Consider the following 11454-nt stretch of genomic DNA (forward strand, 5'->3'; position numbering starts at 1 on the left):
GATTATTATGGCGTTAATGGATTTGTTTAAAAAGGCTTTTATGGGAGCAACTGACGAGGAAAATCGAAAAAACAAAGCCAGAATGAGAGAAATATTTAACAGCAGTGTTGCAAACGGTGATGATTACAAGCTGATTTATTGCCATATGGAAAACTGTACCAATGCTGTTATAGTTAAGGTTACAAGACATAGTAACTTTATTGTAGGGTACAAGGAAGGTGAAGTTGTAGTTATTCCTGTAAATGCAGAACTTACAGAATATGGGGATGCAATGGTATTTAATAAAGCAAATGAGAGTTTTACAAAGACATCTCTAGGCTTTTGTTTTGTAGGAAATTCTGAAGTTTCTCTGCAATTTGTTCCTATGACATATGAACCGGGTATAACTGCCGGTGCAAGACATTCAGTTTCAATCACTCAATCATCTGCAGAAGTGGCCGAGTTTAAAAATTTCTTTAAAAAGGGATTACAGTAATTTGTAAATGTAAGAATTATGAATAAAGAAGATATAATCACCGCACTAAAAGAAGCGGTAATACCTGATGAAGAGTATTATATTGATAATGAAATAATAGATGCAATGCTTGAGTATCCCGACCCGTTCCAATTTGTAAAACCTATCTTGGAAATAATATCACAAAACCCGAGTGTCGACTTCGGATCTCCCGGAGAATTGGTCCACTTTGTAGAAAAGTTTTATAAAAAGGGCTATGAAAAGGCACTTATTGAATCGGTAAAGAAAAATCCTACATTTCATAATATATGGATGATTCATCGTTGCTATAATGATGCAAGCTGTGCTTTTCATAATGACTTTTTATCACTGATAAATGAGATTAAAGAAAACCCTTCTACCTCTGCTGATATTATAAAGGCAATTGAAATGTTTAATTGGTAATTATTTAATAAAAAATCTTGGAGCCGGCAAACGCCGATTCCAAGATTTTTTTTATACTTTTTTACATTATTATTTTAAGAATGCGACAATATAATGTCGGTTTATATTATATAAATGTCGGTTTGAATGTCGGTTAAATGTCGCTTTAATTGTTTTATCCAACCACTATATTTATAATCTTCTTCGGAACATAAATTTCTTTTCTTATTGTTCCTTGCCGTATTTTTCTTTTGCTTCGGCTGCCTCTTTATATGTTCCCCAGGTACAGGAATGCGATTCATCGGCTCCGGTCTCACCGACGTGTACGGATATCGGCTTTTTGGTCTTTTTCACCTTTACAACGGTAAAAATCCAGCATCCCCATATTCGTCGTTCCTTCAACGTTTGCATCCGGAATCCCTCCTTTACTTCGGATTTTGTATAGCTGTCATGACTCTTGCTTATTGGAAGTTATGACTGGCCATTCCTTAAAATCGTCAATCGGAATCAGGATCCTTGTACCGATGCAGATACTCGGGTATCCCAGCTGCTTTACAAGCTCGTAAGCCTTCTGGAGTGAGATACCCATCTGCAAGGCCATTTCCTGTACGCTCATGGTTGTTTTCTCCATAGCCTTCTCTTCCTCCGTTTACGTATTATTTACGGCATTAAAAACACCACCTCCATTTCCGAGGATGGCATCCATCTGATTACTTCAGAGCAACAGGGGCGTTCTCTCCGCTTTTCATTCTGATTACGGCGTTATAAGGTGTTAGGTCCTTGTATCCGTATCCACTGCGTTTATCTAGCAGCTCCTCATGATGCTTCATCTTTCGATTTGCCCTTTGCTGCTTTCTGTCCCAGTCTTTACGTTTTTGGACAGACTACTGCTCCCTCGGTTGCGAGAAACAGCCTGTCGGTTGACATCCGCTCATACAAGAGATTGTATTGTTTGTTCTTGTATTTAACCGCATTATAGACTATAATCTTACCGAATTACATTTTTCATCAGTAATACTATCGGTAAGAAAAGAGGTTTTCAAATGAAGCAGATACCGACTGAGTTTTATTCGCTTACGGAGATTTGCGGTGTAGGAGAAATGATATATAAGGCTTTACGCTTCCCTGAGTATGTTCCGGAGTATGACCATGCAAGGAAGGTGGATATTATCGTTCCACTCTTTACGGTGTTGCATAATCCTACGGTGGGAACGGACTATTCGATAACGTGACAGGACATACTCGCAGGGCTTTGCAACTTATATAAAAAGATAAACGCCCAGACTATTCCGAACATACGACTGAGCTTGTATGGCAATGGTGCAGAAACAACATCCATCCGTATCGCATTGATGAGTTATGTGACGAGATAGAAGCCAGAAACCTCGCGGACGTGGATTTCCTTGAAGGCCTGAAAATATTATACCACCTTTGATGTTGATGACTTCGTGGATGATGTATGTAGGCTTGGCAGGGCGTTTGAATACTATGATATCCTTACGAGCGTAAAATATAATCGGAATGTAGAAGCCGGAAGGAATCTTTACTATGAATGGAAGCACTGCGATAGTCTTGCTTTTCTTGAGCATTTCCTGCAGTACTCGGATGATGAAGAGTATCTGAAGCACTTTGACGAGGAATACGACAATCTATTTTTTAATCTGTTGGTGATGTTCCCGGACTTTAAGCTGAGATTAAAACAGGATAAGAAGACGCATAATGCGGAACTGACGGCTGAAATAAAGTCTGTATTCGATATCGCATGGTACACTTTTGCCCGTATGGTGGCAGATGTCGCGCCTCCGGCAGATGTTGATCCCGATTATGAATTCTCGCAGGGTTCAATCCTTACCTGTATGGCCTGCAGAGAATACTTTGTGCGCCATTCCAGCCACCAGAGGTACTGCAGCAACCCTAACTATCAAGCGACACGGAATAATTGCAAGGCAATGGCATATTACAAGAGGAAAAAGGCTAGCACGGAATGATTTTGTGGAAATATGTATTGCTCTTGTTGCACACCTCTACTATACTATAGTGTACTATGGGTAAAAGCATATCAATAAGTATCAAAGTAAGTGAAGATGATCTGAACAAACTTAAGCAGGCAGCACGATTGGAGGCATACGCTTCATATAGTGAGTTTATAAGACGAACTGCGTTAATAGAAGCGAATTCAATCATTAAAAGAGACAAAATGGAGGTCAATACCGGGAAACCCGAGTGAAAAATCGCTGCTTTGCGCAAAAAACGGAGGTTATGGTATATGGATGCTAAAGAACAATTAAAGGCTCTGATTGAAAAATATATAAAATATAAAAAAGAAAAGAAAGCGAAAGAATTAAGCGAAGAATCAACGAGATCTTGGATTAATGAGTTCTTGAGGATTTTTGATTGGGATGTTTTGAATATACAGCAGGTTCAACAGGAGAAAATCGTAGATGATTCCCAAAAGGAAAAACTCGGTGAAATAAGCTCCTCGCATACAAAGCCAGATTATTCCTTGATGAATGGAACTACAGTAAAAGCATATCTGGATGCAAAAAAAATCGATGTAGATATATTTAAGAACAAGGAAGCCGCATTTCAAGTAAGGTCATATGGATGGTCAGCTGGATTGCCATGCTCATTTTTGACAAATTTTGAACAATTGGTTGTTTTCGATTGCCGTTATGCGCCGCAAAAAGGCGAGGATGCAGGCATTGCAGCAACTCAGATTTCAATAGATCATTACGTTTCAAGATTTGATGAATTGAATAGTCATTTCAATCGTCTCCTTGTTTATGGAAACAACCTTCAGAAACTGTATAGTTCAGAAAAAGTAGAAGGTTCAAAAACACTGGATTCTATTTTTAACAAGCTGTTATCAGACTTCCGTTTACAATTGGCAAATGCATTATATGCAAACAATACCAATCTTCTTGACGAAGATGAATTGAACTATTATGTTCAAATAATATTAGACAGGATTGTATTTATCAGGGTTTGCGAATCAAGAAAAATTGAAAAAGAAGGCTTGCTTTTAGAATTCCTGAAAAATGATTTCTGGGATGAATTCAAAAAGTGTTGCTATGTTGATTTCTATAATCATTATGATGGGGCAATGTTTTCACGGGACGAGAAATTTGGTCAGATAATCTTGTCGAATGATGTATTTGAACCATTCATAAATAAGCTCTATTATCCGTATCCTTATAAATTTGATGTTATTCCAACCAAGGTTATAGCTAAGATATATGAAGAATTTCTTGCGTATTCGCTTCGTATAAAGAACGGAGTTGTTGTCACAGAGTTGAAGGAAGACTATGTTAAAACGAATGGAGCTATACCTACGCAAGAATTTATTGCTGATGCAATATGCAAGGAAACTGTTCAGAAGAAAGCGTACGGTAGCTACCAGGATATACTATCAACTAAGGTTCTTGATCCTTGTTGCGGATCTGGGGTATTTCTACTGTCCACATATGAGACTTTTGCAGGAATAATGATGAACCTTACTTCCAGTAGCAATAAGTGGTGTGTGATTGAGGACGGTAAGAAATATCTTACGATAACAGCCAAACAGGAAATCATGAAAAACTGTTTGTTTGGTATAGATTGTGATCCTACAGCTGTTGAAGTGACGAAAATGTCGCTTGCTCTCAAAGTTGTGGATGATACTAATGAATTGTATCTGAATGAAATAGGTGCATTTGGTGAGAAAATACTCCGCAACATTCACAATAATATTAAGATAGGAAATACTCTTGTAGACATAGATATATCTTGCAATGCAACTGAAATAAAATATATCAGACCTCTAAACATCAAAGGTTCTGCATTCAAGAAAGTATTTGATGATAAGGGTGGATTTGACTATGTTGTAGGCAATCCTCCATATGTAGAAACAAAACACTTTAAGGCAGCTTCTTTGCGCATACACGATTATCTTCATGATCACTATAAAACCTTTGAAGGAAAAGTGGATTTATCTGTTCTTTTTATTGAGCGTACCATGGGGCTTTTAAACTCAACTGGGAAATTAGGAATGATTATCCAGAGAAGATGGTTTAAAACCAATTATGGCAAAGCCGCAAGATCTTTCATAATGGAAGGCTATCATTTGCATAAGCTACTTGATATTGAAACAAATGCCTTGTTTAAGGGCAGGATTACATATGTTTCAATTATGATTCTTACGAAAGAAAAAAATACTACTGTTCAATATGATTTAATACCGGGCGATGTATTAGATGTGCAGTTATATTTTGATAATCCTGGCACCCCGGACAGTATACCTGCTGATTATTTTTTGTCGCCAGTATGGGCACCTGAACAGAAAGCTATATTTGAGATTAAGAATAAGTATGCAAAAAAGTATGGTACTGTAGGTGAAAACGAAAACATAGATGTTTGCGACGGGATTCAGGCATTATGGAAAAAGGCGTATGATATTGTTGATTATCAGGAACTTAATGGCGTGATTAGCGGGAAAAATGGGTTTGGTGATCATGTTGATATTGAAAAAGAGATGGTAAAGCCAGTAGTTTACAACAGAGAGTTTTTACCGTTAAGAGAAATTATTCCTGATACTTATAGAATATTTCCATATACGGGCAATGACTATAAAACAAAAATAAGTATTAAAAAAGTGCAGGAAAAGTACCCTCTTGCTTATAAATATTTGGAGAGAAATAAAAAACTCATTACTGATAAGGTAAGGCACAATGATGGTGAATATTGGCACACTTATACAAGAGAACATAATCATGATTCTTTTGAGAGTCCAAAAATTATTGTTCCAATGACGACAAAAGAAACCTATGCTACTTTCGTAGCGGACAAGGGATTATACATGGACAATTCAAATGTGTGGTTTTTAAACTATCGCGGTAATAATGAAATCGTAATGAAAGCGCTAACAATGATTATTAACTCTACATTGTTTTCAGTATTTGGAAAATCTGGTGCGAATCCAGCGAATAACGGTTATTATAAGTTCAATAAGCAGTTTATTGAGCCGATTCCGCTACCAAATGAAAAGATTTCTCCATCAAATAGTCTTATTATAAAGCTTGTTGGATTGTATGATGATATAAAATCACTACTGGAAGAATATGATAAGTCGAACATGGTAGACAAAAAATCCTATAGGAATATGATGGAAGCAAAATGGCAAGAGGTTGATATTTGTTGTATGGACCTTTATGAAATAGAAGATGATGAGAGAATGCTTATAAATAGGGTGGGTCGCATTGAGAGTAGAATTCCTGGAGGCGATGAAGAATGAAAAAAATGATATCATCCATTCAAACAAAGTTTCCTAAATGCTGCAATCGATCTATAGAAAAGGCATTGGTTCTTTCGTATACACGAAACAAATCAATTCGTTATTGTGATAGTGATATCATAAGTTCATTTCTTGCCGGTGATGATTCTGATTATGAATTGATTTCAGACTATATTGATGCCAATGCTTCTATAAAATATTTGGATGACCTTATTGTAGCTTTTGAGATGCTTGTAGATTCAAATGAAAAAAAGAATAAAGGGGTAGTATATACTCCTCCCATCATACGAGATTATATTTCTAATAATGTAATTGGAAATGAGAATATTCCGAAATTAATAGATCCATCCTGCGGATGCGGGGCATTCTTGATATCGTCTGTTAAAGCTATTAAGAATAAACACAATATTTCCTATACGGATCTGTTCTCTACATATATTTATGGTGCGGATATTGATGAACACAGTATAGAAAAATGCAAGGTGCTTCTCAGTCTCCTTGCATTGGAAACGGATGGAGAAATCATAAGGCATATTCCTAATTTATTTGTTTGTAATTCGTTGGAATATTTCGATACCAAGAATTATAAGCACAAGTTTGATGTTGTGATAGGTAATCCACCTTATGTAAGAGCCAAAAATATAGATATAAATGTCAAGGAATCATTGGATAAATGGGAAGTTGTTACAGGAAATGTTGATTTGTATATCCCGTTTTATCAGTTGGGAATGGAATTGCTGAAACCATGTGGAAAGCTTGGGTATATTTCTCCAAATACTTTTTTACAAAGCGTCAATGGTAGAGGGTTACGAAACTATATTAGAAACAAGAAAGCTTCTGCAAGGATTATCAATTTTAAAGGTGAACAGCGATTCCAAGGAATAACAAGCTACACATGTATTGTTTTGCTTGGCATGGACGGTAATTCGACAATCGAATATGCCATATGCAAAGGTGATATCTTAGATGAATGTCAGTATACAAGCTATAACATCAGTACATATGTTGATAATCAAACTTGGCGCTTTGGAAACCAAGACATAGATAGGTTAATATATAAGATTGAGCATCAGCCAAATAAGTTGGATGATTACGGCATTAGAAATGGTCTTGCAACGCTATGCAATGATTTATTCTTCTTTACGAGTGACAAAGAAGATGCAAAATACTATTATCGAACATACAATGAAAAAACGTATAAGATTGAAAAGGATATTTGTATTGATGTTGCGAAGCCGAATGTAATGCGATCTGAGATTGATTTAATTAAAAAAGGTGAAAAGGCTATTTTCCCCTATGAAAAAGGAGCCATTATACCCGAAAAAAAGATGCAATCAACCTATCCAAGTACATATGGGTTTTTGAAAGAGTACAAAGAGAAGTTAGACAGCAGAGACAAGGGAAAGACAGATAATTATCCAGCATGGTATGCTTATGGTCGTGCACAAGGAATGAACAATACCGGACTTAAAGTATTGGTACCTTACATGGCTGACCGCGGCGTAGCAATTATTTCTGAAAATGAAAACCTGCTTTTTTATTGTGGTTATGCCGTATTTGCTAAAGACGAGAGGACGTTGCTACTCCTGAAGTACTTTATAGAGTCGGATGTGTTTTGGTTCTATATAAGAATGACCAGTAAACCATATTCAAAAGGATTTATGGCATTAGCTAAAAACTATATCAAAAATTTTGGAATTCCCACATTGACAGACACTGAAAAGGAATCCGTTCTAACATTACCATCAGAAGAAAGAGAACGATTTATTGCCGAACTGTACAATTTAAATTATCAAGACGTTAAGCACTATATAGAATTGGCCTCATAACAAATCATATCTTGTTAAATGGAGATAGCAGAGAAAAAGAAAACTTAATCTGCTCTCGATAAGTATTATTTTTATGCATTAAATCCATCCGCTCTGGTGATGGTCAGCACGCCATCTTTGCATTTTACAATAATCGGCATTCCGATAGGGAAGCTCAATTCTTCAAGCCATTTCCCTTTGAGCGTGATGGTAGTTGTGGGTTTATAGCGATAACCACTTTGCTTGTAAACTTTAAGTTTCCTGCTGCTTTTGTATGCCATATTGGTGTCCTCCTTGTATTCTGGATTGATGGATTTCATTTAACTGTAGATATGGCAAGTTTGCTTTTCGGAAAATAGCGGAGATTTGTAGTAGTTGCTGATTGTACAGTTTGAAGACTGTCAGTGACTATTGCCGTATTTACCGATAGACTATCTCCAACCATCATTTCATAATATATGGATGATTCATCGTTGCTATAATGATGCAAGCTGCGCTTTTCATAATGACTTTTTATCACTGATAAATGAGATTAAAGGAAACCCTTCTACATCTGCTGATATTATAAAAGCAATTGAAATTTTTAATTGGTAATTATTTAATAAAAAATCTTGGAGTCTGCAAACGCTGATTCCAAGATTTTTTATACTTTTTTACATTATTATTTTAAGAATGCGACAATATAATGTCGGTTTAAGTGTCATTTTAACAAAATATCACCGTAAACCTTGTATCACTCTCACCTCCCTTTTTTAAAAAAATCTAATATCTTATCTTCATTTCCACGAATTATAATCTTCTTGTTCCCATTTTTTGAGAGTAAATATGCCGTGTTACAAACTTTAAATATCAGCTCAATATCATGTGTTATAAGGATAACCGGAGTGTTCTTTATTTTTTCTCTAATAGTATCAGCAACCAGTTTCATTCTCCTGTAATCAAGCCCTGCTGTAGGTTCATCCAAAATAACGAGTTTGGAATTTTTAAGCAATGCTATAATAACTGCCAGCCTTTGTTTTTCTCCGCCTGATAAATCATGTGGATTTAGCATTCTTTTATTCCATAAATCCATTTCAACCAGGTATCTTTTAACCTCCTCCAAATATTTTCTGTCTTTTACTTTATCTTTAGGAATCAATTCTTTTTCAACAGTTTCACAAAAAAACATATTGTTGCAATTTTGCAGACTGATTGCTACATCGGATAGCCGCTCCTTTATAGAACGGCTGTATGAAGCCTTTCCTTTTTTTAATGGTATAATACCTGAAAGCTGTTTGGCAAGTGTTGTCTTTCCTATCCCGTTATCACCTATTAAAGCCATACATTCCCCGATGTTTAGAGTAAAATTAACCGCCTCCTTTAGACTATAGCCTTTATTACTTATATATACATCTTCAATTCTTATCATTTGATTATCATCAGGATATTCCATAACGGATTTTAAATTATTATTGTTAAAAGACCTGAGTTCATTTTTTTGTTCCAAATCTGATGTTAAATCTTTTGATGTGAAAATCCCCTCAATCTTTCCTTCTTTAAGAACTATCATTCTGTCTATTAACTGAAATAAATATGACAGTCTATGCTCCACTATAATTATAGTTTTACCGCAATCCTTCAAATGTTTTAAAATTCTTCCAAGCTCATTTGTAGATGTATAATCTAAATTTGCCGAAGGCTCATCCAATAAAATAATCTCACTGTCAAATACCAATGTAGAAGCTATGGCTACTTTTTGCTTTTGTCCTCCGGAAAGTTCTCTTACTTTTCTTGTTTTTAAATCAGAAATCCCTATTTCCTGTAGAGAATTTTGAACCTGTCTGCGTAGCAGATTGCGTTCCATTCCCATATTCTCTCCGATAAGAGCCACTTCATTTTCAACATCCTTTGAAAAAAACTGATCATTCGGATTTTGAAATACATTCCCTACATACTTTGCGATTTCTCCGGCTTTGTAGTCTGAAATACTCTTCTCCAAAATACTTATTTGTCCTATTATATTCCCCTCATATAATGCGGGAATCAATCCGTTTAACAGCCTTAATAAACTCGTCTTACCGCATCCTGACAATCCTGTAATAACAATAAATTCACCTTTATTTACAGAAAAAGTGATATCCTTTAGAATAGTTTCCTTACTATATGAAAACTTCTTTATATCAACATTTATAATTTTTGACATATCGTAATACCAAGTAATATAAGTCCGACTAAAATAACAGCATAATCTCTCCATGTGAAAGAGATATCCTGATAAGAAGTCTTTTTACAATCATATTCAATTCCCTTTGTAATTAAAGCACATGATAAAGTTTCACCTGTTTCAAAGGCTTTGTAAATCATAGGAACAAGATAGACTTCCAAACTGTGAATCGGTCTGAAAACAGTTATTTCAATATTCCTGGCTTTTAATCCCTCCCTTATTTCTGATAAATATTCTCGGTATTCCGGAATAAAGCGAAAAAAGATACCCACTCCGATACATAAAGAATTCGGTAAATGTATATTCTTTAAAGAGTATATCATTGTGGATGTGCTAAAATCAGACATTATACCTGCCAGTATCCATAAAGGAAACAGTTTAAGTATAATCAGTACCATTGTATACATTGCCCCAAACCATCCATACAAAAAGTATTCACTTGGAACTATATTTATTAAACCGAATAAAATAATATAAAAAGCAAACAGCTGAATTGATTTTCTTCTTTTTACAACAGCTGCCAAAAAGAAGCTGAAAATCAGCATTAGCCAATACACAGGCATTGTACAAAAAAACACAATGCTTGTATAGATTATCATAAGGATACCCACAGATATCGGTTTGATTTGTATTTCCGTCTTCATAATATTAAGATAGTATTCCCGCTCTGGTAATACTCTTATTAAAAAACTTATTATAGATATATTTGCCAAGCAATGTACCTAAAATTGAAGCTAAAAGCTCTATAAACAATATGATTACCATATTTTTAGGATTAAAGAAAATCCCTTTAACCATTTGAGCCTTTTCAACAGTGAACAGATTCGGGAAAGTTTTTACCAGTCCTTCCACACCTAGGAAAAGTATAAAAAAGAAACCGTGCAGTGCATAAATTACCTGTGAAACTACATATGATATAGCGATTCTGCCGTCATTTATATAATTATCTTTACCCCCTATACATGCCTCTCCCAAAATACCGGCTACAAGCATAATCGGAAGCATAGGAATAAATCCCATAACAGCATAAATAATACCTGATAACAGATAATAAATGAATATTGTTCCTCTTTTAGCAATTTTATGACACATAACAAAATAAACCGGAGCACATAATAAACTTCCTATTGAAACATGTACAAAAATTCCATAAGTCCCAAAGATCTGTGTTATCATTCCTGATAACAAGCTGACAACAAAACCCACCACTCCAAGCAAACTTACTACAATAATATCTTTTAATTTCATTTATTTCTCCCCCTTCTTCTAAAAGATATATTTTTTAAATTAATGTTAG

At 35.2% G+C, this 11454-nt stretch carries 13 protein-coding genes; 7 read left to right on the plus strand and 6 right to left on the minus strand.

Going from position 1 to position 11454, the window contains the following annotated elements:
- Window positions 1-7: 7 nt before the first annotated feature.
- Window positions 8-475, plus strand: a complete 468-nt coding sequence (locus tag HMPREF1495_RS09570) for a hypothetical protein (RefSeq protein WP_034214251.1) — start codon at window positions 8-10, stop codon at window positions 473-475.
- An 18-nt stretch (window positions 476-493) separates the two neighbouring features.
- Window positions 494-898 (plus strand): hypothetical protein, encoded by a 405-nt coding sequence (locus HMPREF1495_RS09575; protein ID WP_034214254.1) that lies wholly within the window; start codon window positions 494-496, stop codon window positions 896-898.
- A gap of 204 nt (window positions 899-1102) precedes the next feature.
- On the opposite strand, the gene HMPREF1495_RS09580 is transcribed toward HMPREF1495_RS09575, so the two are convergent.
- Together HMPREF1495_RS09580 and HMPREF1495_RS09585 are read right to left on the minus strand one after the other, a co-directional pair.
- On the minus strand, window positions 1103-1288 hold the full coding sequence (locus tag HMPREF1495_RS09580; protein WP_034214257.1) for a hypothetical protein: 186 nt from the start codon (window positions 1286-1288) through the stop codon (window positions 1103-1105).
- 37 nt (window positions 1289-1325) lie between these two features.
- The gene (locus tag HMPREF1495_RS09585) at window positions 1326-1508 is read right to left on the minus strand and encodes an excisionase family DNA-binding protein (RefSeq protein WP_034214260.1); all 183 of its coding nucleotides are present in this window, start codon (window positions 1506-1508) and stop codon (window positions 1326-1328) included.
- A 412-nt stretch (window positions 1509-1920) separates the two neighbouring features.
- On the opposite strand from HMPREF1495_RS09585, the gene HMPREF1495_RS09590 reads away from it, so the two are divergent.
- The 5 genes from HMPREF1495_RS09590 (at window position 1921) to HMPREF1495_RS09610 (ending at window position 7975) form a co-directional block, all read left to right on the plus strand.
- Window positions 1921-2109, plus strand: a complete 189-nt coding sequence (locus tag HMPREF1495_RS09590; RefSeq protein WP_034214263.1) for a hypothetical protein — start codon at window positions 1921-1923, stop codon at window positions 2107-2109.
- A gap of 216 nt (window positions 2110-2325) precedes the next feature.
- On the plus strand, window positions 2326-2865 hold the full coding sequence (locus HMPREF1495_RS09595) for a hypothetical protein (protein WP_034214265.1): 540 nt from the start codon (window positions 2326-2328) through the stop codon (window positions 2863-2865).
- A gap of 56 nt (window positions 2866-2921) precedes the next feature.
- The gene (locus tag HMPREF1495_RS14350; RefSeq protein ID WP_034214268.1) at window positions 2922-3104 is read left to right on the plus strand and encodes a type II toxin -antitoxin system TacA 1-like antitoxin; all 183 of its coding nucleotides are present in this window, start codon (window positions 2922-2924) and stop codon (window positions 3102-3104) included.
- Between the two features lie 39 nt (window positions 3105-3143).
- A complete protein-coding gene (locus HMPREF1495_RS09605) occupies window positions 3144-6146 on the plus strand; it encodes an Eco57I restriction-modification methylase domain-containing protein (RefSeq protein WP_034214271.1) in 3003 nt (1000 codons plus the stop codon).
- Window positions 6143-7975: an HsdM family class I SAM-dependent methyltransferase gene (locus HMPREF1495_RS09610; protein WP_034214274.1), complete on the plus strand. Its 1833-nt coding sequence runs from the start codon at window positions 6143-6145 to the stop codon at window positions 7973-7975. The genes HMPREF1495_RS09605 and HMPREF1495_RS09610 overlap by 4 nt, the downstream gene beginning before the upstream one ends.
- Window positions 7976-8046: 71 nt before the next feature.
- Here HMPREF1495_RS09610 and HMPREF1495_RS09615 read toward each other — a convergent pair whose 3' ends face one another.
- The 4 genes from HMPREF1495_RS09615 to HMPREF1495_RS09630 form a co-directional block, all read right to left on the minus strand.
- Window positions 8047-8235, minus strand: coding sequence for a SymE family type I addiction module toxin (locus tag HMPREF1495_RS09615; protein ID WP_034214276.1), 189 nt, complete (start codon window positions 8233-8235; stop codon window positions 8047-8049).
- Between the two features lie 458 nt (window positions 8236-8693).
- Window positions 8694-10136 (minus strand): ABC transporter ATP-binding protein, encoded by a 1443-nt coding sequence (locus HMPREF1495_RS09620; RefSeq protein WP_034214278.1) that lies wholly within the window; start codon window positions 10134-10136, stop codon window positions 8694-8696.
- Window positions 10121-10801: an energy-coupling factor transporter transmembrane component T family protein gene (locus tag HMPREF1495_RS09625; RefSeq protein ID WP_034214280.1), complete on the minus strand. Its 681-nt coding sequence runs from the start codon at window positions 10799-10801 to the stop codon at window positions 10121-10123. Before HMPREF1495_RS09625 ends, HMPREF1495_RS09620 begins: the two co-directional genes overlap by 16 nt.
- Window positions 10802-10805: 4 nt before the next feature.
- Window positions 10806-11405: an MptD family putative ECF transporter S component gene (locus HMPREF1495_RS09630; RefSeq protein WP_034214282.1), complete on the minus strand. Its 600-nt coding sequence runs from the start codon at window positions 11403-11405 to the stop codon at window positions 10806-10808.
- Window positions 11406-11454 lie beyond the last annotated feature (49 nt).

It is taken from the genome of Lachnoanaerobaculum sp. MSX33, from assembly GCF_000512995.1.
GTDB lineage: Bacteria > Bacillota > Clostridia > Lachnospirales > Lachnospiraceae > Lachnoanaerobaculum.